This is a genomic window from Ralstonia sp. Ralssp135 (assembly GCF_047304345.1).
Classification (GTDB): Bacteria; Pseudomonadota; Gammaproteobacteria; order Burkholderiales; family Burkholderiaceae; genus Ralstonia; species Ralstonia chuxiongensis.
This window is the reverse complement of the sequence record NZ_JBGLYZ010000028.1, coordinates 1-20,173: the sequence shown is the minus strand read 5'-3', so window position 1 is coordinate 20,173 and position 20,173 is coordinate 1. Positions and strand designations below refer to the sequence as shown.

The 20,173-nt window shown below is 63.2% G+C and carries 21 protein-coding genes and 1 tRNA gene; 11 read left to right on the top strand and 11 right to left on the bottom strand.

Going from position 1 to position 20,173, the window contains the following annotated elements; all coding sequences use genetic code 11:
• The first annotated feature begins 12 nt into the window (after window positions 1-12).
• The 3 genes from argJ to ACCD03_RS18165 are packed head-to-tail and all read left to right on the top strand — an operon-like array spanning window position 13 to window position 2,582.
• Window positions 13-1,242: a bifunctional glutamate N-acetyltransferase/amino-acid acetyltransferase ArgJ gene (argJ, locus tag ACCD03_RS18175; RefSeq protein WP_413412469.1), complete on the top strand. Its 1,230-nt coding sequence runs from the start codon at window positions 13-15 to the stop codon at window positions 1,240-1,242.
• A gap of 16 nt (window positions 1,243-1,258) precedes the next feature.
• The gene (locus tag ACCD03_RS18170) at window positions 1,259-2,143 is read left to right on the top strand and encodes an ATP-binding protein (protein ID WP_413412468.1); all 885 of its coding nucleotides are present in this window, start codon (window positions 1,259-1,261) and stop codon (window positions 2,141-2,143) included.
• Window positions 2,133-2,582: an NUDIX domain-containing protein gene (locus ACCD03_RS18165; protein ID WP_413412467.1), complete on the top strand. Its 450-nt coding sequence runs from the start codon at window positions 2,133-2,135 to the stop codon at window positions 2,580-2,582. The genes ACCD03_RS18170 and ACCD03_RS18165 overlap by 11 nt, the downstream gene beginning before the upstream one ends.
• On the opposite strand, the gene ACCD03_RS18160 is transcribed toward ACCD03_RS18165, so the two are convergent.
• The 9 genes from ACCD03_RS18160 to ispB form a co-directional block, all read right to left on the bottom strand.
• On the bottom strand, window positions 2,575-2,778 hold the full coding sequence (locus tag ACCD03_RS18160) for a DNA gyrase inhibitor YacG (protein ID WP_413412466.1): 204 nt from the start codon (window positions 2,776-2,778) through the stop codon (window positions 2,575-2,577). The two genes, ACCD03_RS18165 and ACCD03_RS18160, sit on opposite strands and share 8 nt — an antisense overlap.
• A gap of 8 nt (window positions 2,779-2,786) precedes the next feature.
• Window positions 2,787-3,545 carry a cell division protein ZapD gene (zapD, locus tag ACCD03_RS18155; RefSeq protein ID WP_004633038.1) on the bottom strand — a complete coding sequence of 253 codons (759 nt, stop codon included), beginning with the start codon at window positions 3,543-3,545 and terminating at the stop codon, window positions 2,787-2,789.
• 135 nt (window positions 3,546-3,680) lie between these two features.
• Complete coding sequence (gene coaE / locus ACCD03_RS18150) at window positions 3,681-4,295, bottom strand: dephospho-CoA kinase (protein WP_253543020.1); 615 nt, start codon at window positions 4,293-4,295, stop codon at window positions 3,681-3,683.
• Window positions 4,296-4,308: 13 nt separating this feature from the next.
• On the bottom strand, window positions 4,309-5,190 hold the full coding sequence (locus ACCD03_RS18145; RefSeq protein ID WP_253542986.1) for a prepilin peptidase: 882 nt from the start codon (window positions 5,188-5,190) through the stop codon (window positions 4,309-4,311).
• Entirely contained in the window at window positions 5,190-6,455 is a 1,266-nt protein-coding gene (locus tag ACCD03_RS18140) for a type II secretion system F family protein (RefSeq protein ID WP_325649644.1), read from the bottom strand. The genes ACCD03_RS18145 and ACCD03_RS18140 overlap by 1 nt, the downstream gene beginning before the upstream one ends.
• Window positions 6,456-6,499: 44 nt before the next feature.
• Window positions 6,500-8,227 (bottom strand): type IV-A pilus assembly ATPase PilB, encoded by a 1,728-nt coding sequence (gene pilB, locus ACCD03_RS18135; RefSeq protein WP_316671664.1) that lies wholly within the window; start codon window positions 8,225-8,227, stop codon window positions 6,500-6,502.
• A gap of 259 nt (window positions 8,228-8,486) precedes the next feature.
• Window positions 8,487-9,761 carry an HlyC/CorC family transporter gene (locus ACCD03_RS18130; protein ID WP_045204777.1) on the bottom strand — a complete coding sequence of 425 codons (1,275 nt, stop codon included), beginning with the start codon at window positions 9,759-9,761 and terminating at the stop codon, window positions 8,487-8,489.
• A gap of 189 nt (window positions 9,762-9,950) precedes the next feature.
• Window positions 9,951-10,027, bottom strand: a tRNA-Pro gene (locus tag ACCD03_RS18125).
• A gap of 26 nt (window positions 10,028-10,053) precedes the next feature.
• Window positions 10,054-10,983: an octaprenyl diphosphate synthase gene (ispB, locus tag ACCD03_RS18120; RefSeq protein ID WP_253543022.1), complete on the bottom strand. Its 930-nt coding sequence runs from the start codon at window positions 10,981-10,983 to the stop codon at window positions 10,054-10,056.
• 335 nt (window positions 10,984-11,318) lie between these two features.
• Between ispB and rplU the strand changes: the two genes are divergently transcribed.
• The 4 genes from rplU to proB all read left to right on the top strand — a co-directional run bounded on the left by rplU (window position 11,319) and on the right by proB (window position 14,372).
• Entirely contained in the window at window positions 11,319-11,630 is a 312-nt protein-coding gene (rplU, locus tag ACCD03_RS18115; RefSeq protein ID WP_004633023.1) for a 50S ribosomal protein L21, read from the top strand.
• Window positions 11,631-11,667: 37 nt separating this feature from the next.
• Window positions 11,668-11,928, top strand: a complete 261-nt coding sequence (gene rpmA / locus ACCD03_RS18110; protein WP_020747472.1) for a 50S ribosomal protein L27 — start codon at window positions 11,668-11,670, stop codon at window positions 11,926-11,928.
• 195 nt (window positions 11,929-12,123) lie between these two features.
• Window positions 12,124-13,218 carry a GTPase ObgE gene (gene obgE, locus ACCD03_RS18105; RefSeq protein ID WP_045204779.1) on the top strand — a complete coding sequence of 365 codons (1,095 nt, stop codon included), beginning with the start codon at window positions 12,124-12,126 and terminating at the stop codon, window positions 13,216-13,218.
• Between the two features lie 29 nt (window positions 13,219-13,247).
• Window positions 13,248-14,372 carry a glutamate 5-kinase gene (gene proB / locus ACCD03_RS18100; protein WP_253542991.1) on the top strand — a complete coding sequence of 375 codons (1,125 nt, stop codon included), beginning with the start codon at window positions 13,248-13,250 and terminating at the stop codon, window positions 14,370-14,372.
• A gap of 87 nt (window positions 14,373-14,459) precedes the next feature.
• Here proB and ACCD03_RS18095 read toward each other — a convergent pair whose 3' ends face one another.
• On the bottom strand, window positions 14,460-15,089 hold the full coding sequence (locus tag ACCD03_RS18095) for a CNP1-like family protein (protein WP_325649637.1): 630 nt from the start codon (window positions 15,087-15,089) through the stop codon (window positions 14,460-14,462).
• 5 nt (window positions 15,090-15,094) lie between these two features.
• A complete protein-coding gene (locus tag ACCD03_RS18090) occupies window positions 15,095-15,802 on the bottom strand; it encodes an RNA pyrophosphohydrolase (RefSeq protein WP_325649635.1) in 708 nt (235 codons plus the stop codon).
• Between the two features lie 220 nt (window positions 15,803-16,022).
• Here ACCD03_RS18090 and ACCD03_RS18085 point away from each other — a divergent pair, with 220 nt between their 5' ends.
• From ACCD03_RS18085 to ACCD03_RS18070, 4 genes are all read left to right on the top strand, one after another.
• Complete coding sequence (locus ACCD03_RS18085) at window positions 16,023-17,747, top strand: proline--tRNA ligase (protein ID WP_325649633.1); 1,725 nt, start codon at window positions 16,023-16,025, stop codon at window positions 17,745-17,747.
• A 23-nt stretch (window positions 17,748-17,770) separates the two neighbouring features.
• On the top strand, window positions 17,771-18,532 hold the full coding sequence (locus ACCD03_RS18080) for a lytic transglycosylase domain-containing protein (protein ID WP_325649631.1): 762 nt from the start codon (window positions 17,771-17,773) through the stop codon (window positions 18,530-18,532).
• 66 nt (window positions 18,533-18,598) lie between these two features.
• Window positions 18,599-19,465, top strand: coding sequence for a 2OG-Fe(II) oxygenase (locus ACCD03_RS18075; protein ID WP_253542999.1), 867 nt, complete (start codon window positions 18,599-18,601; stop codon window positions 19,463-19,465).
• A 13-nt stretch (window positions 19,466-19,478) separates the two neighbouring features.
• Window positions 19,479-20,072 carry a MarC family protein gene (locus tag ACCD03_RS18070; protein ID WP_325649628.1) on the top strand — a complete coding sequence of 198 codons (594 nt, stop codon included), beginning with the start codon at window positions 19,479-19,481 and terminating at the stop codon, window positions 20,070-20,072.
• Window positions 20,073-20,173: the final 101 nt, after the last annotated feature.

Sequence of the window (20,173 nt, the reverse complement as noted above, 5' to 3'; positions counted from 1 at the left end):
AAGGTGTGCTCCATGGCTGTGAATCTCGTCGCGCCCGCCGCTGACACCCTGTTGCCGATCGACGGTGTGGACCTCGGCTGGGCCGAGGCCGGTGTGCGCAAGGCCAATCGCAAGGACGTGCTGCTGGTTCGTATCGCCGAGGGTTCGACGGTGGCCGGTGTATTCACGCAGAACCGTTTCTGCGCGGCACCTGTGCAGGTGTGCCGCGAGCATCTGGCGAGCGGCAAGGGCGCGCGCGCGATCGTCGTGAATACGGGCAACGCGAATGCCGGTACGGGCGCACCTGGCCTTGCGCACGCACGCCAGACCTGCGATGCCGTGGCCAAGCTGCTGGGCGTGTCGGCGGAGCAGGTGCTGCCGTTCTCCACGGGCGTGATTCTGGAGCCGCTGCCCGTAGACCGCATCGTCGCAGGGTTGCCGGCTGCCCAGGCCAACGCTAAGCCTGACAACTGGCTGGCCGCCGCCGAGGCCATCATGACCACCGACACCGTACCCAAAGCAGCGTCCGCCACGTGCACGCTGTCGGGCAAGACCGTGCGCATGTCGGGCATCAGCAAGGGGGCGGGCATGATCCGTCCGAACATGGCGACGATGCTGGGCTTCATCGCCACCGATGCCAATGTGGGCGAAGCCGTCCTGCAAGGTTTGGTGCGCTACGCCGCCGATCATTCGTTCAACAGCGTGACGGTGGACGGCGATACGTCGACCAACGACTCGTTCGTCGTCATCGCCACGGGTCGCGCCGGCACACCGCGCATCGATTCCGAATCGCACCCCGACTACGCCGCGCTGCGCGATGCGCTGACGGGCCTCGCACAAGAGCTTGCGCAGAAGATCGTGCGCGACGGCGAGGGTGCGACCAAGTTCATGGCTATCCAGGTTGAGGGCGGCCGCAACGTTGAGGAGTGCCGACTGATCGCCTATGCGGTTGCACACTCGCCGCTGGTCAAGACCGCGTTCTACGCTTCGGACCCCAACCTCGGCCGCATCCTGGCCGCCGTCGGCTATGCCGGCGTGACGGATCTCGACGTGAACGGCGTCAACCTGTGGCTCGACGACGTATGGGTCGCGCGTGACGGTGGCCGCAACCCCGAATACCGTGAAGAAGACGGCCAGCGTGTGATGAAGCAGGCGGAGATCACCGTGCGCATCGCGCTCGGCCGCGGCGACGCCACCGCCACCGTGTGGACGTGTGACTTCTCGCACGACTACGTTTCGATCAACGCGGACTATCGTTCGTAATCCGGAGTCCGCCGCCATGTCGTCCGACCTTTCCGCACGGCTCGACCGCTTTCTTGGGCGGCTTGAGCAATGGCTTCCCCCCGAACTGACCGAGGCAGATTGGAACGAGGCCGTTGCCTTCCGCTGGCGCAAACGTCAGAGCCTGTTCGGCAACATTGGCTATCTCGCGCCGATCCGCCAACTGCCGCCGATCCACCTGAGCGATCTGCACAACATCGAGCGCCAGAAAGACGCCATCGTCGCTAACACGCGCCAGTTCGTGCGCAAGTTGCCGGCCAACAATGTGCTGCTCACGGGCGCACGTGGCACCGGCAAGTCATCGCTCATCAAGGCGTGTCTGAACGAATTCGTGAAGGAAGGGCTGCGCCTTGTCGAAGTCGACAAGGATGATCTGGCAGACCTGGGCGATATCGTTGAGCAACTGTCGACGCGTTCGGAGCGCTTCGCGATCTTCTGCGATGACCTTTCGTTCGAAGAGGGCGAATCGGGCTACAAGGCGCTGAAGTCTGCGCTGGACGGCTCGGTGGCAACGCAGTCAGACAACGTGCTGATCTACGCGACGTCCAACCGACGCCATTTGCTGCCGGAATACATGAAGGACAACGAGACCTATCAGCACACATCGGATGGCGAAATCCATCCGGGCGAGGTGGTGGAAGAGAAGATATCGCTGTCGGAGCGTTTCGGGCTGTGGCTGTCGTTCTATCCGCCCAAGCAGGACGAATATCTGACCATCGTCGGCCACTGGCTCCGGCATTTCGGCTGCAGCGAGGGGGACATCGCCGCTGCACGTGGCGACGCGCTGGTCTGGGCGCTCGAGCGTGGCTCGCGTTCGGGCCGCGTGGCATGGCAGTTCGCCCGCGACTGGGGCGGCAAGCATGGGCGGCGACATGTCGACTGACAATCTGACGCAAGTGCCACCCACGCACACGCCCGACGGCCGCAAGATCACCGAAGTGGCCGTTGGCGTACTGGTGCAGCCGGACGGCCAGTTCTTGCTGGCGCAGCGCCCCGAGGGCAAGCCGTATGCGGGCTACTGGGAATTCCCTGGCGGCAAGCTTGAAGCGGGCGAATCGGTCGAAGCTGCGCTCACGCGTGAGCTGAAGGAAGAGCTGGACGTCACGCTACGCACCTGCGTGCCCTGGCACACCATCGAGCACGACTACCCGCACGCGTACGTGCGCCTGCACTTCTGCAAGGTAACGGCGTGGGATGGGACATTGCGCGCGCTGGAAGGCCAGGATTTTGCCTGGCAGACGCTGCCGATCAACGTTGATCCGGTGCTGCCGGCAACGTTGCCCGTCTTCGAATGGATGCGGGAGGAAGCGACGACTAGTTGAGCTTGCCGCTCGTATCGTTGTCAGGTGCGTCGGGCAGGTCGTCTTCTTCGACCACGGGGATGGTGTACTGCTCGGCGGCCCAGGCACCCAGGTCGATCTGCTTGCAGCGTTCGGAGCAGAAAGGGCGGTAGCGGCTCTCAGGCACCCAAGGCACGGGCTTGCCGCAGCTGGGGCATTTGACGGTCTTCACATTCATGGTGCGGCTCAGAAATTACAGAGCTTCAGCTGGAACGGGATATCCGCATCGACCGGCTTGGGTCGCAGGTCGCCATCCTGCTGGGTAAAGCGCACCCAGAGCATGTACTTGTTGGCGCTGATCTCGGGAATGAACCCCAGCGCCGACTCATCCAGGCGCACCTGCATCAGCTGGTACACGCGGCCCGACAGCATCTGCTGATAGCTGCCAGCGTTAGCAATCACCTTGCCACTCTGGCCCGACTCGCGCAGCAGGCGCAGCACAATCATCGTGGCGTCGCGCAGCGGCACCAGCGGTTGGGCCCATTTGATGATGTCGGCGCGGCGGCGCTCGGCGGGGTGATGCTGCCAAGCAAAATACGCTGGCAGATCAAACTCGCACGTACCACCCGGAATGATCGCGCGGCTGCGGATGCTCGTCAGCCACTCGTTATCGGCGATGAGCTGGCCCGCCTTGCCATGTGTGGCAGTGAGATTGCCCGAGGCGGTTTCCAGCTCGCTGATGACGGCGTCGAGCGCGTCCTGATCGATTTGCGGGTTGGCGCGCAGCGCGGTGAGCGTCTGGCGCTGGCGATCGAGTTCTTTCAGGAGATCGGACTTGAGGTCGGCTCGCCCGGCTACGTCCACCACCTCGAACAGGGTGGTCAGCGCTACATGGTGCTGCAGAGGATGTTCCTGCACGAGAAAGAAATCCAGCCGCTCGAACAGGTCTTCGAGGCGCAGCAGCGTCCGAATGCGTTCGTTGAAGGGATATTCGTACAGGATCAAAACTTGGGTGCCCGGTGTGCTGGCCCGCTGGCATATGCGGCCCCGAAGCCCATTTGGCCTCGATCTGCCCGCATTCTATGCGAGACCCTCGTTCATCACAATGCAAAGGGCTGTGACGACCGCTTTCAGACCGTTTCAGTTCGCCCTGTAGGTTAGGTCCAGATGGTCGATCTGCGGCAGGAGGTCGGCCAGCGTACCGCTGTTGTCGATCACGTCGTCGGCTGCGGCAAGGCGAGCTTCGCGTGAAGCCTGGCGCGCGATGATGGCTTCCACCTGCGCGCGCGGCAGCCCGTTACGGGCCATCACGCGGGCGATCTGCGTCTCAACCGGGCAGTCGACCACCAGAATGCGGTCGACCAGCGTGCGCCAGCTGTGATGCCCGGCGAGGGACTCCACCAACAGGGGGACCACGTAGACAAGGTACGGATGCACGTCTGACGCCCGCGCCGCTGCGCCACGCGATAGCGCAATCTCGCGGATGAGCGGATGCGTGATCTGCTCCAACCGCGATTTGGCAGTGGCATCGGAGAAGGCGAGAGCGCGCATGGCATCGCGGTCCATCGCGCCGTCGGCGCGCAGGATACCGGCGCCGAACGTCTCGACCAGCTTGGGGATGGCGGCACCGCCCGGTGCGGTGATCTCGTGGGCGATGGCGTCCGTGTCGACAATGGCGGCACCGCGCTCCGCCAAGCGGTCTGCCACGTAGCTCTTGCCGCTGCCGATGCCGCCGGTCAGGCCGATCACACGCATGCTGGCCATGACCTTATGGTGCAAGCAGGGGGCCGAAGCCAGCCATCATGAGCAATTGCGGCCCGGCCAGCAGTGCGATCACGCCGGCCCCGGCAATGAATGGCCCGAACGAGAACGGCGATTCGCTGGTCGCGCCGCGCGCAATGCGCACGAGCCCAAACACCAGTCCCACGACCGACGAGAGCAGCACCAGCAGAGGCAGCGCCTGCCAGCCGAACCATGCGCCGAGTGCGGCCATCAGCTTGAAGTCGCCGTAACCCATGCCTTCACGCCCGCGCAGCAGCTTGTAGGCCCAGTAGATTGACCACAGGAACAGGTAGCCGGCCATCGCGCCAATCACCGCGTCGTGTAGGTGCGTGAACATGCCGAACAGGTTCACGCCCAGCCCAAGCCAAAGCAGCGGCTGGGTGATGGCGTCGGGCAACAGTTGCGTGTCGGCGTCGATCATCGTGCCGGCGATCAGGAACCACAGCAGCACCGCCGATGCGACTGCCACCCACGTCGGGCCGAAGTGCCATAGGCAGGCCGCCGTCAGCAGGCCGGTGACCAGTTCCACAGCAGGATAGCGCCACGAGATGGGCGTTTTGCACGCACTGCACCGGCCGCGCAGCGCAAGCCAGCTCAACACGGGGATGTTCTCGATCGCCTTGATCTGATGGCCGCACGACGGGCACGCCGAGCGCGGCACGATCAGGTTGTATGCGTCGGGATGGGGCAACGGCTCTTCGCGCAGTTCGGCGATGTAGTTGGCTTCCTCTCGCTCGATCATGCGCGGCAGGCGGTGGATCACCACGTTGAGGAAGCTGCCGACCAGCAAGCCCACCAGCGCGCCGGCCGCAATGACAAACCACGCCGGCAGTTGCGCCAGCGTGGGAATGACAAACAACTCGGGCATCAGACCACCTGACCCAGCTTGAAGATTGGCAGATACATCGCCACGACCATGCCGCCGATCAGCACGCCGAGGATCACGATGATGAGTGGCTCGATCAGCGCCGAGATGTTGGCCACCGCATCGTCCACCTCACGCTCGTAAAACTCGGCCACCTTGAGCAGCATACTGTCGAGAGCACCGGATTCTTCACCGATCTGGGTCATCTGCAACACCATGTTGTCGAATACATGCGTTGCCTGCATGGCGTTGGTCAGGCTGGTACCGATGCGCACGGATTGTTGGATCTCGATCGTAGCGTCGTGATAGATCCAGTTACCGGCTGCGCCAGCCACCGATTCCATCGATTCCACGAGCGGCGTGCCGGCGGCGAACATGGTGGCCAGGGTGCGCGTCCAGCGGGCGATGGTGGCCTTGCGGATGATGCTGCCGAAGATCGGCATGCGCAGAATCCATCGGTGCGTGGAGCGCTGCACGTTCTCCGAGCGCTTGAACGCCCGCGTGAACAGCACGATGCCGATGATGGGAGCAAAAACGATGATGTACCACCATTGCACGAAGAAGTCGGAAATGCCCATCACAACCAGCGTCGGGGCCGGCAGCGTAGCACCGAAGCTGGAAAACACGCCCTTGAACGCCGGCACCACAAAAATCATCAGCACAACCGTCACCAAGAAGGCCACCGTCAGCACCGAGATCGGATAGATCATCGCCGACTTGATCTGCGCCTTCAGCGCGATCGACTTCTCCATGTACAGCGAAAGCCGCTCGAGCAGGGCATCGAGAATACCGCCCTGCTCACCAGCGTCGATTAGGTTGCAGTACAGCGTGTCGAAGTACTGCGGATGACGGCGGAAGGCCTGCGCCATGCTGCTGCCCGACTCGATATCGAAACGGATTTCCGTCAGCAGTTGCGTGAAATTCGGATTGGCGTGGCCCTTCGCGATGATGTCGACCGACTGAAGCAGCGGGACGCCGGCCTTCAACATGGTCGAGAGCTGGCGTGTGAAGTAGGCGATGTCCTTCGGCGTGATCTTCTTGCCGCGGGCCGCACGACGGCGCTTGGACTTGGTGATCGACAAGCCTTGCTTGCGCAGGACGGCATTCACCTCGGTGATGCTCTCGGCGCGCATCTCGCCCTTGAAGATCTTGCCTTTGCGATCTTTGCCTTCCCACTCGAAGATGTACTGCGTGGGCGCCTTTGTCTTGGCGGTCTTTCGCGCTGGCGCGGCGGCCGCGCGATTCGCGGCAGGTGCTCGTGTGGCCATGGTTGGTTCCTACCCCCCGGTATGGGAACGATTGATCGAGAAGGTTATTGGTTCGTTGTGGCCAGCACTTCCTCAAGGGAAGTCAGCCCCTGCTTCACTTTCCGCAAGCCCGATTCGCGCAGCGACAGTACGCCCTCTTTACGCGCCTGCTCGGCGATCTGCAGCGCAGTGCCATGCGTAAGGATGATCTCCTGGATCGCTTCGGTGATCGGCATGACTTGGTAGATGCCGACCCGGCCCTTGTAGCCACTGCCGTTGCAGGTCTCGCAACCGACCGGGTGATACGGCTGCCAGGAGCCGTCGACGTCCGCTTCGGTAAAGCCCGCGTCGAGCAGCGTTTCCTTGGGCAGCGGCCCCGGCTTCTTGCAATCCTTGCACAACCGGCGTGCCAGACGCTGCGCCGTAATCAGCAGCACCGACGACGCGATGTTGAACGGCGCCACCCCCATGTTCATCAGGCGGGTCAGCGTGGTCGGGGCGTCGTTGGTGTGCAGCGTGGAGAACACCAAGTGACCGGTCTGCGCGGCCTTGATCGAGATATCGGCCGTTTCCAGATCCCGGATTTCGCCCACCATGATGATGTCCGGATCCTGCCGCAGGAACGACTTCAGCGCCGCCGCAAAGGTCAGCCCCGCCTTGTCGTTCACGTTGACCTGGTTGATGCCGGGCAACTGGATTTCCGCCGGGTCTTCTGCGGTAGAGATATTGATGTCGCCCTGATTCAGTCTGTTCAGGAAGGTGTACAGCGACACCGTCTTACCCGAGCCGGTTGGCCCTGTCACGAGCACCATGCCGTACGGGCGCTTGATCACGTCGAGCAGCAACTGCTTTTGCTCGGGCTCGTAGCCGAGCTGGTCGATATCGAGCCGCTCGGTGGACGACTCCAGAATCCGGATCACGATCTTCTCGCCGAACAGCGTCGGCAGCGTCGATACCCGGAAGTCGATGGCGCGCTCGATCGTCTCTTTGTTGTCTTTGTCCTTGCGGTCTTTCGGAACGGTGATGAGCAGCTTCATGCGGCCGTCTTGCGGCACGCGCTTTTCCGAGATATCCAGGCGCGAGAGCACCTTGATCCGGGTCGCGATCTTGTCGCGGATGTCCAGCGGCGGCTGCGCGACCTGCGCCAGGATGCCGTCGATGCGGAAACGCACACGGTAAAACGTTTCAAACGGCTCGAAGTGCAAGTCCGACGCGCCGCGCAGCAGCGCTTCGGTAAAGAGCTTCTGCAGGAAGCGAACCACGGGGGCATCGTCGATGCCGTCGGTGGTGGTGCGGCGCGTGGCGGCGGCAGCGCCCGGGTCGTACTCGATCTGCGTGGCTTCCTGCTTGGGGAAGAGCGACTTGATCTCGGCCGGGGCCTCGTTGGCAAGGCTCAGTTGGCGTACCAGCTTGTCGTGCTCGACGATGACCGTTTCGATAGCCACGTTCATCTTTTGACGCAGCTCTTCGATTGGCTTCGGATCGCTCGGGTCGGACGTGGCGAGGATGAGACGGTTTTCGCGACGGCCCAGCGGCAACAGACGCAACTGCGCGAAGTGCTTATTGGCCGACAGCACGGCCGGCACGGTATCGAGCTTGTACTGGGCCAAGTCCAGCAGCGGCATCTGGTACTTGCCGGCGACGAACACGGCGAGGTCGTGCGCACTCATGATCCCGCTGCCTACCAGTTCGTCGATCAGTTGCGTGCGTTTTTCACGCGCGCTCTGTTCGAGCTGGGTGAGTAGCGTGGGCGCGATCCGCCGGCTCTGCGCTAGAGCGAGTCCGAGTGTCATGAGTCCAGTCCGTCAGGCTGAAGCTGACCATTTCAGCGCGCGCCGGGCCCCACCGCCTCAAGCGTGCGCTCGCCCCCCAAGGCGATTGTTTTATGTTCTGCAGCCGGTACCCCACCCATTCGTGGGGGGTGGTGCCCGGAACCGGGGCAGTTTGCCGACCGCCCCTGCATTTGTAAAGCACGCATCAAAGCGCAGCTTGCATTTGTGCCACATCGGCAGAAAACGCTTCTAACTGAAGCGCTTGCTCTCTAGTGTGGCGTCAACTGCGCTTTGGCTGCGGTGGCTGATGCAGCCGCACCGTGCGGATCGACTGGCTGTCCATCTGGACGATGTCCATCACGCAGCCCGCAATCTTCACGCTGACCGTCGCCTCGGGAATCTCTTCCAGCACTTCCAGTAGCAACCCGTTGAGCGTCTTCGGGCCGTCGGTTGGCAGGCTCAGGCCCAGGCGCCGGTTCAAATCGCGCAACGACATTCCCGCATCCGCAAGATAAGTGCCTTCCTTGTCCCAGGCCAGCTTGCCGGCGTTGGGTAGCGTGGTGGTGAACTCGCCGATCATCTCTTCGATGATGTCTTCCAGCGTCACCAGCCCCAGCATGTCGCCGTATTCATTGACGATCAGGCCGATGCGGCGGCGATTTTCCTGGAAGTACTGCAACTGGCGGAAAACGGGCGTGCCACTCGGTACGAAATACGGCTCGGCCAGCAGGCCGCGGAAATCGTCGTGTGTGAGTTCAGTGTGCCCCAGCAGTGACAGGGCCTTGCGCACATGCAGGATGCCGATTACCTGATCGCTGTCCTGCTCGAACACCGGCAGCTTGTTGTGATAGCAGGTCTCGAGCTGCTGGACGACCTCTTCAATCGGGCGCGACAAATCGAGCGATTCAACCCGCGCGCGCGGCGTCATCACGTCGTCCACGGTGATGGCGTCAAGATCGAACAGGTTGAGCAGGATGCTGCGGTGCTTGTGCGGAATGAAGTTGCCTGATTCCAGCACCAGCGTGCGCAGTTCCTCGGTCGACATGCGCTGCTCAGGCGCCTTGCGCGTGTTGATACGCACCAATCGCAGTACACCCATGGCAAACGCGTTGACCACCGCGACCAGCGGCGTCGAAATCTGCAGCAGCGGCTTGATGATGAAGCTGGCCGGGAAAGCAACGCGTTCTGGGTAGGTCGCGCCCACGATCTTGGGGGCAATCTCGGCGAATACGATGATGAGAAACGCGACGATGGCCGTAGCGATTGACAGCGTTGTTCCGTTGTTGCCGAAGTAATGGATGGCCAGCGTCGTAATCAGCACCGGCACGGCGGTGTTGATCAGGTTGTTGCCGATCAGGATGAGCGAGAGCAGCTTGTCGGTCTGTCCGAGCAACTGCTGCGTATTGCGCGCGCCCGATACGTTGGACTTGGCAAGATGCCGCAGGCGATGGCGGTTGAGCGCCATCATCGCGGTTTCGGAAATCGAGAAGAAGGCGGAGCAGCACAACAGCAGCACGACGGCGCCAATTTGTGCCCAGAGCGGCCAAGAGTCCAAAGCGGGAGGGGAGGGACGGCGAAGCGCCCACTATAACAGAGGGGTTTGCCGCTTCTGCGCACATCGCCATTGGTCGCGCGGACAGCGCAACACCCCGCTGGATTAAGCGGACGGTGCGGAAAATGCGTGGGAACTACTGTGCGGCGATGCTGAAAACCGTACCGCAGGGATGACTTGAATACGAGAAACTGGTCGGGGTGAGAGGATTCGAACCTCCGGCCTCTACGTCCCGAACGTAGCGCTCTACCAGGCTAAGCTACACCCCGATGCTTCTTCGCAGATCTCGTGCATGTCAGGACTGACGTTGCAGCGAGAAAGCACACAAGTCTATCAGCGTCTGGCGGAAAAGGGAAGGGGGTAATGCGTTTGCTGCTGATTCGGCAGCAGCGGCTTCGCGCTCGGCAGCTTGGCGCGTGTACTCGAGCGCGCCGGAAGCCTGAATGGCGGCGAAGATTGCATCGAAATGTTCCGTGCCGCCTTGCTCGATGGCTTGGCGCACCAGTGCGCGCTGTTCTTCCGTGCCATTCGATAGCAGATGGATGAGGGGCAGGGTCGGCTTGCCTTCGCGCAGGTCGTCGCCGGCGTTCTTGCCCATTTGATCAGCGGTGGACGTGTAGTCGAGCAGATCATCGACGATCTGGAACGCGGTGCCGATGCGGCGGCCGTATTCGGCGGCGGCTTCTTCAGTGGCAGCGTCCGCGCCTGAGAGCACCGCGCCGATCTGGGCAGCTGCCTCGAACAGCTTGGCGGTCTTGTAGCGAATGACCTGCAGGTAGCGTTCCTCCGTCACGTCCGGGTCGTGCATGTTCAGCAGTTGCAGAACCTCGCCTTCGGAAATGACGTTGGTTGCGTCGGCCAGGATCTGCATGATGCGCATGCTGTTGGCCTGCACCATCATCTGGAAGGCGCGCGAATACAGGAAGTCGCCCACCAGCACGCTGGCCGCGTTGCCGAACACGGCGTTGGCGGTCTTTCGGCCGCGGCGCAAGTCGGATTCGTCGACCACATCGTCGTGCAGCAGCGTGGCCGTGTGGATGAACTCGACCACGGCGGCCAGCTCGTGCTGATGCTCGCCCTTGTAGCCGAGTGCATTTGCCACCAGCAGCAGGATCACCGGGCGCAGTCGCTTGCCGCCGGCGCTGATGATGTATTCGCCAATCTGATTGATCAGTACCACCTCCGAGCCTAGGCGGCGGCGGATCACGGCATCGACGGCGCGCATGTCTTCAGCGACAGGAGCGAGCAGGACGGAGGCGGAGGTCTGAGTCAAGGCGAATTCCGACAGAAGGCGTGTGGCTAATGGTCGACTTGCGCGGGAACGATGCCGCGCAAAAAACCGCGAGATTATAGAGCAACCAGGCGGTTTGCCCGATGGCGTGGCGCCCCAGGCTTGACGTGGCGGCCCGTTGCGCGGGCGCAGCACCCGATTAGGCGATTGGCCTTTGATTTGCTTGAGTTTTTCTTGTATAGTTGTGAGTTCTCTGTGTCCGTTGTCTGCGCATGCGGTCGACAAGTGGCGCAAGAGTCATGTTTTAGTTCTTTTATCGAGGTCCGACAATGTACGCGGTCGTAAAAACCGGCGGTAAGCAATACAAGGTTGCTGCTGGCGAAAAACTTAAAGTAGAACAGATACCGGCGGACGTTGGCGCAGAAATCACGCTTGACCAGGTGCTCGCAGTGGGCGCCGGCGACCAACTCAAGGTTGGTGCGCCGCTGGTGAGCGGGGCTGCCGTCAAAGCCACCGTCATCTCCCACGGTCGTCACGACAAAGTGCACATCTTCAAGATGCGCCGTCGTAAGCACTATCAAAAGCGCCAAGGGCATCGTCAAAATTACACCGAGTTGCGTATCGACTCGATCGTGGCCTAAGGCTGCGTCGTCTACGTAACCGGATAGGAGTTCAGTCATGGCACAGAAAAAAGGCGGCGGTTCCACACGGAACGGCCGCGATTCCGAGTCGAAGCGCCTGGGCGTGAAGGTGTACGGTGGCCAAGCCATCAACGCTGGCGGCATCATCATTCGCCAACGCGGCACCCGCACGCACGCTGGCGTGAACGTGGGCATGGGCAAGGACCACACCCTCTTCGCGCTGGTCGATGGCCACGTGAAGTTCGCCAATCGCGGCGAAGGCAAGAAGCAGTTCGTCGACGTTGTTCCGGCGGCCTGATTCAGCCTTGTAGTAGAAAGGCCCCGCACCCGTGCGGGGCTTTTTCGTTTCTGGCCGCTAACAAAACGCGACCCTGATCCTGGGCGGTACGCTGCTTCTTGGCGCACGATTCCAGGCGCGTTCTGTTAGCGATGGCGCGAGTGGCGCCGATTTCTTTTTACCTGCCGTGCGTACGCCGCACGGGCGGAGACCTCCATGAAGTTCATCGACGAAGCCCGGATTGAAGTGATCGCTGGTGACGGCGGCAACGGCAGCGCCTCGATGCGCCGCGAGAAATTCGTCCCGTTTGGCGGACCGGACGGCGGCGACGGTGGGCGTGGCGGCAGCGTGTGGGCTGTTGCTGACCGCAACATCAACACCCTGATCGACTACCGCTTTGCCAAGAAGCATCTCGCGCGCAACGGCGAAAACGGCCGAGGTGCCGACTGCTATGGCGCTGCTGGCGATGACATCACGCTGCGCATGCCCGTGGGCACGGCCATTTACGATGCCGACACGGAAGAGCTGATTGCCGACTTGACGATCGACGGCCAGCGCCTGTGCCTGGCGCAGGGCGGTGAGGGCGGCTGGGGCAACATCCACTTCAAGTCGAGCACCAACCGCGCGCCGCGCCAGAAGACCGACGGCAAGGCCGGTGAGCGTCGCAACCTGCGCCTCGAGTTAAAGGTGCTGGCCGACGTGGGCTTGCTCGGCATGCCCAATGCGGGCAAATCGACGCTGATCACCGCCATTTCCAATGCGCGCCCGAAGATTGCCGACTACCCGTTCACGACGCTGCACCCGAACCTGGGTGTGGTCCGGAGTGGCCCATCGAAGTCGTTCGTGGTGGCAGACATTCCCGGCCTGATCGAAGGTGCAGCGGAGGGGGCCGGTCTGGGCCACCAGTTCTTGCGCCACCTGCAGCGCACGCGCGTGTTGTTGCACGTGGTGGATCTCGCCCCGTTCGACGACAACGTCGACCCGGTGGCCGAAGCCAAGGCGATTGTCGGCGAGCTGAAGAAGTACGACGCTGAGCTCTTCGACAAGCCGCGCTGGCTCGTACTCAACAAGCTCGACATGGTGCCCGAGGACGAACGCGAAGCGCGCGTGAAAGACTTCGTGAAGCGCTTCAAGTGGAAGGGTCCGGTGCACCGCATTTCTGCGTTGACGCACGATGGCACGCAGGCGCTTGTCCACGCGATCCAGGAATACCTCGACGAGCTGCGCGCCGAAGAGGACGCCGCAGCGGCCGCGCCCGATCAGCGTCTGGACCCGACACTGCACAACGTCGACCACGACGGTCAAGCCTAAACACAACATCCTTCGGAGACACGTCCACCATGGCCCTGCATTCGCTGATTGCCGATGCGCGCCGCCTTGTCGTCAAGGTCGGTTCCAGCCTGGTTACCAACGATGGCCGTGGCCTCGACCAGGCAGCCATTGCCCGCTGGGCCGCGCAGATCGCGGCGCTACGGGCGGCGGGCAAGGAAGTCGTGCTGGTCAGCTCCGGCGCCATCGCCGAGGGCATGCAGCGGTTGGGCTGGGCCAAGCGTCCGAAGGAAATTCATGAGTTGCAGGCTGCCGCTGCCGTCGGGCAGATGGGGCTGGCGCAGGTGTACGAATCTGAGTTCGCGCGGCACAGCATCCGCACGGCGCAGGTGCTGCTCACGCATGGCGATTTGGCCGATCGCGAGCGCTACCTCAACGCGCGCTCCACGCTGCTCACGCTGCTGAGCCTCGGTGTCGTGCCGATCATCAACGAGAACGACACGGTCGTCACCGATGAGATCAAGTTTGGCGACAACGATACGCTGGGCGCGCTTGTCACCAATCTGATCGAAGGCGATGCGCTGATTATCCTGACAGACCAGCGCGGCCTGTATACCGCTGACCCGCGCAAGGACCCGGACGCCCGCTTTGTCGACGAGGCTCAAGCCGGCACACCCGACCTTGAGCAGATGGCCGGCGGCGCCGGTTCGAGTATCGGCAAGGGCGGCATGCTGACGAAGATTCTGGCGGCCAAGCGTGCGGCCAAATCGGGTGCGCACACCATCATTGCTTCGGGTCGCGAGCCCGACGTGCTTGCGCGGCTGGCGAATGGCGAGGCCATCGGCACGCAACTTCGCGCGCCGACTGGTCGGTTGGCGGCACGCAAGCAATGGATGATCGATCACCTGCAGCTGCGCGGTCGCGTGGTGCTGGATGCCGGCGCAGTGGAAAAACTCACGGCCGGTGGCAAGTCGTTGCTGCCGATTGGCGTGACCGAAGTGCAGGGCGAGTTTGCGCGCGGCGAAGTGATTTCTTGCGTGGACGCTGCAGGGTTGGAAGTTGCCCGCGGGCTGACGAACTATTCGTCAGCTGAGGCCCGCTTGATTGCGCGGAAGTCGTCTTCGGAGATCGAAGCGGTGCTGGGGTACGTAAGCGCTGCGGAGTTGGTGCACCGCGATAATTTGGTCTTGCTCTGAGTAGGCGCGTTGGTGGCGCGCTCCCTTCGGCCCGTTAGGGGCGAAGGGAGGATGGGCCACGAAGGCCCAATCCAAATCTCCAGGCCTTTACGGCCCGAAATAGCGCCCGCTGCCGCCCAACCGTTGCACGAGCGTAGAAGCCTTTCCATCTCCCGCTACTGAGCGCACGTCGCAGAAGTAAGAGCGCATCAGCGCCGACGCATAGTCCGTGGGCCCGCCATTGCCCACGCGCTGCCAATCGGTGGCTGGCTTGTAGGCGTTCATGCTGGCGGATTCAGCATTCGCGGTTTCGTTCATGTCGACCGCGCGGTTCCCGACCCACTGGTTGGAGTCATTGCGCAGCGTCGCATAGATGCGTCGCTCGGCCGTGTCGCAGCGCAGGCCTTCGTAGTTCACGTTGCGCGCGCCGGTCTTGCTGGTGATCAGCACGGTGTAGCGCACCACGTTGTCCTTGCCGATCGACACCGATTTCGGATCGATGGCAAAACGCAGCGGCGAATCAGTGCGGCCACCCACGTCGAACGGTACGGCATCGCGATCGACCGGCGGGGCCGGGAAGGTCACAGCGTCTTCCTTGAAGGGCTTGTCGTTGAACGGGTCCATCAACAGCTTGTCTTCGAGGTCGCCGGTGCGGTTATGGCTACATGCCGTCAACGCCAGCGCAGCCGCCAGCGCGAGCGGCACGAGAGCGCGGCGCGCTCCACGTGTCGTCGTCATCAAATTCACGAATTGTCCTTGGGAGCCGTGTCGTCAGGGTTTGGAGAGGAGGGGGCAGGTGCGGATACGCTCACCGTTTCGACGATGACGGTCGTGGTGGTGACGGTCAGGGCCGGCTGGGCGTACGGCTCGTTCCGGCCGCTCTGGCCGCCGGAACGTTCACGGTGATCGCGCGCATCACGTCCGTCGCGCTCACGGTGCTGCCCGCCGCGCCCGTAGGGCGAGAGCGGTGCGCGAGTCTGCCGCTGCACGAAGCGCGAAAGCTCCGACAGCGCCAGCTGATACACCTCGCGTTTGAACTCGATGACGGCCTCGAGCGGCACCCAGTACTGGCTCCACCGCCACGCATCGAATTCCGGATGCTCGGTGGCGCGCAGTTGGATGTCGCAGTCGCGACCGACCATGCGCAGCAGGAACCAGATCTGTTTCTGGCCCCGGTAATGGCCGCGTATCTCGCGGCGGATGAACTTGTCCGGCACCTCATACCGCAGCCAGTCGCGCGTGCGACCGACGATCCGGACGTGTTCTGGCAACAGGCCGACTTCTTCGTGCAGTTCGCGGAACATCGCTTGTTCGGGCGTCTCGCCGTACTTGATGCCGCCTTGTGGAAACTGCCAGGAGTGCTCGCCAATGCGCTTGCCCCAGAACACCTCGTTTCTTGCGTTGATGAGGATGATGCCGACGTTCGGGCGGAAGCCTTCACGATCGAGCATGACTGCACCTCGAATACTTTAGAATTACGCCGATTATAGAGCGGCCCGTCGCTCGGCTGTCACAGACGCCGAAATGTTGCCGCTCACTCGCGCCTCCTGGGGGAGGGGCGTCGATTGCGCGAATGTGCGCTAGGCGCCTCGTCTCATCTCCTGATTCCGGTGGCTTTTGCCCTTGTTCTCGCGGCTTTGGTTAGCCGCGTCATCCCTTATTGTCAGTCGCATGAAAGCGTCCCAATTCTTCATTTCCACGCTCAAGGAAGCGCCCGCCGACGCGGAGATCGTCTCGCACAAGTTGATGATGCGTGCCGGCATGATCAAGAAGCTTGGCGCGGGCCTCTATACGTACATGCCCGTGGGGCTGCGTGTGATCCGCAAGGTCGAGCAGATCGTGCGTGAGGAAATGAATGCCGCCGGCGCGGTGGAAGTGCTGATGCCGGTGGTGCAGCCGGGCGAGCTGTGGCAGGAGACCGGCCGCTGGGACAAGATGGGCGACGAACTGCTGCGCTTCAAGGATCGCCACGAGCGCGACTTCGTCATGCAGCCGACGTCGGAAGAGGTGGTGACCGATATCGCTCGCACCGAAATCCGCTCGTACAAGCAACTGCCGGTCAATTTCTACCAGATCCAGACCAAGTTCCGTGACGAGCGCCGGCCGCGTTTCGGCATCATGCGCGGCCGCGAGTTCACGATGAAGGACGCGTACTCCTTCGACCGCGACGCCGAGGGCCTGAAGGTGTCGTACCAGAAGATGTACGACGCTTACACGCGCATCTTCCAGCGCTTCGGCCTGGAATTCCGCGCCGTGGCGGCCGATAACGGCGCCATCGGTGGGTCCGGCTCGCACGAATTCCACGTGATTGCCGACACGGGCGAAGACGCCATCATCTATTGCCCGGATTCGGACTACGCCGCCAACATCGAGGCCGCCGAAGCCCTGGCCCCGGCTGCACCGCGTGGGGCAGCCACCGAGGCGCTTACCAAGACGCATACGCCAGGCCGCGCCAAGTGCGAGGCCGTGGCCGAACAATTGGGTATTGCGCTGCAGCGCACGATCAAATCCATCGTGCTGGCCACCGAAGTCGAGGGCGGAGAGCCTCAGATCTGGCTGCTGCTGCTGCGCGGCGATCATGAACTCAACGAGGTCAAGGCATTGAAGGTGCCTGGCCTGGCTGACTTCCGTTTTGCCACCGAAGGCGAAATCCTGCGTGCGTTCGGCACGCGCCCAGGCTATCTCGGCCCGATCGGCACGAAGCTGTCGGTGAAGGTGGTGGCAGACCGTACCGCAGCCGCCATGAGCGATTTCGTGGTCGGCGCCAACGAAGAGGATTACCACTTCACCGGCGTGAACTGGGGCCGCGATCTGCCCGAGCCCGAGGTCTACGACCTGCGTAACGTGGTGGCGGGCGATCCGTCGCCGGATGGCAAGGGCACGCTGGCGATCTGCCGCGGCATCGAAGTTGGCCACGTTTTCATGCTGGGCACGCGTTACTCCGAGGCGATGAACGCGACGTTCCTTGATGAAAACGGCAAGACTCAGCCGATGGTGATGGGCTGCTACGGCATCGGCATCACGCGGATCCTGGGTGCGGCCATCGAGCAGAACTACGATGCGCGCGGGATCATCTGGCCGGCGTCGATCGCGCCGTTCCAGGTGGTGATCTGCCCGGTGGGTTACGACCGCTCCGACGCCGTGCGCGAAGAAGCCGACCGCCTGCACGCCGAACTGGTTGCCGCCGGTATCGACGTGATGCTGGACGATCGCGGCGAGCGCCCCGGCGCAATGTTCGCCGACTGGGAGCTGATCGGCGTGCCGTTCCGCGTGGTGGTGGGCGACCGTGGCCTGAAGGAAGGCAAGCTGGAATTCCAGGGCCGCCGCGACGAAGCTGCCACCGCCGTGGCACCGGCCGACGTGCTGGCTACGCTGAAGGCGCGTCTCGCGCAATAACACAACGACAGGACCCGCCACGCATGCCCCGCTTGTTCTCCGCCCACCTGATCGCCACTGCGCTGTGCGCAGGGACGTTGCTCGCGGGCACGCAGGCGGCGTGGGCGGGTGCCCAGAAAGAGGAGTACCTGGCGGATTCCGTGCGCAGCGCGCTGTCTGCCGCGGTGGCCGACAGCCGCCCGCTGCGCCCGGTATTTGCCAGCAACGACGAGCAACTCGGCTACCTGCGCTGGCTGGCCGAGATGTCGGTGCGCATGTCGGGCAAGATTCCTCAGGCATCGGTGCGTGTCGAGTTGATCGAGACGGCGTATTACGAAGCCAAGCGTGCGGGCCTCGACCCGGCGCTGGTGCTCGGCCTGATCCAAGTGGAAAGCGGTTTCCGCAAGTACGCCATGAGCAGTGCCGGTGCGATGGGGCTGATGCAGGTGATGCCGTTCTGGACACGCAGCATCGGCGACAACGACGCGCGCAAGCTCTTCCACCTGCAGAGCAACCTGCGCTATGGCTGCACGATCCTGCGGCATTACCTCGACATGGAAGGCGGCAATCTGTACCTGGCGCTGGGCCGCTACAACGGCAGCCGCGGGCAGCCGCAATATCCGAATGCCGTGCTGGCTGCCTGGAAGCGCTGGCAGTATCAGGAATCGAGCGCGATGACGGTGTCTGCACCGGTTCCTGCCGAGCCCCTTCGGCCCGCCCCGCGAGCCAAGGCGTTGCCGGAAGTGCCAGCGCGCAATCCGTTCTCGCCGCTGCGTATTGCTGGCGGTCCCGCCGGCGGTTCGTGATCTTCTGTCGGCGAACGGTGGGCCTACAATAGGGCCATCTCTCGCTCGCCCGCATCTCCATCCCGCATGTCCACCACCCAACCGTACGCGACGATGTCTGACGCGCTGCGCGACTGGCTGCAGCGTCACGTGACCGAAGGTTTCGAAGCCGAATCCCTGGTGGCGTCGATGGTGCAATCCGGCTACGACCGCGCCTTCGCGCGCCGTGTCGTCGATGAGGCGCTGACGGCCCGCGCGCCTGCCCCGATTGCCGCGCCCGCGCCGACACCCGTCGCCGATCAGGCGGTCGAAAACAGCAACGCCGTGCATACCGCCGATGGCGACATCCCCATCCTGTTTGCGATCGAAACGCCGCGCATCGTGCTGTTCCAGCACTTTCTGTCGGACGCCGAGTGTGACGAACTGATCGCGATCGGGCGCAACCGCCTCAAACGTTCGCCCGTGGTGAATCCCGATACGGGCGAGGAAAATCTCATTTCGGCACGCACCAGCCAGGGCGGGATGTTCCAGGTGGGCGAGCATCCCTTGATCGCCAAGATCGAGGCACGCATCGCGCAGGCCGTGGGCGTGCCGGTCGAACACGGCGAAGGCTTCCAGGTGCTGAACTACCAGCCCGGCGGCGAATACCAGCCGCACTTCGACTTCTTCAACCCGGGCCGCAGCGGCGAGGCGCGCCAGCTTGAAATCGGCGGCCAGCGCGTGGCCACCATGGTCATCTACCTGAACAGCGTGCAGGCCGGCGGCGCGACGGGCTTTCCGAAGCTCGGGCTAGAGGTGGCGCCGGTCAAGGGCAATGCGGTCTTCTTCGTCTACAAACGCCCCGACGGCACCCTGGACGAAGACACGCTGCATGCCGGGCTGCCGGTCGAGCGCGGTGAGAAGTGGATCGCCACCAAATGGCTGCGTGAACGCCCATACCGTCGCGGCGCCTGATCGACGTTAGGCGATGGAATACACGTTCCTCTCCGCAACCGTCCTGCTGGTGCTGATCACCGATCCGCTCGGCAACATTCCCATCTTCATCTCGGCGCTGCGGCCGGTGGCGCCCGAACGCCGCAACCGCGTCGTGCTGCGCGAGGTCGGTATTGCGTTCATGCTGCTGCTCGTCTTCATGTTCTTTGGCGAGAGCTTCCTGCGCATGATGAGCCTGACCGACATGTCACTGCAGATTGCGGGCGGCATCGTGCTGTTCCTCATCGCACTGCGGATGATCTTCCCGCGTGAGGGGGCTGCCGAGTCGCAGCCCACCGGCGAGCCCTTCATCGTGCCGCTGGCGATTCCGGCCATCGCGGGGCCGTCTGCGATGGCCACGGTGATGCTGCTGGTGTCACAGGCGCCCGGGCGCATGTGGACGTGGGTCGGCTCGCTATGCGCGACGATGGCCGTGTGCGCCGTGGTGCTGCTGAGCGCCACGCACATCCAGCGCCTCGTGGGTGAGCGCACGGTGATGGCGTTCGAGCGGCTGATGGGGTTGATTCTGGTGGCGATCTCGGTGGAGATGCTGCTCAAGGGCATCCGCACGTTCGCGCATCAGCTTTGAAGGCAGAGCGTGGGGGAAAAAAAAAAGCGGCCAAGAGAGTGGCGCGATTTTTTTTTGGGGGGGGGGGGCGGCGGGGTGGGTTGGGGGGCGGGGGGTGGGGG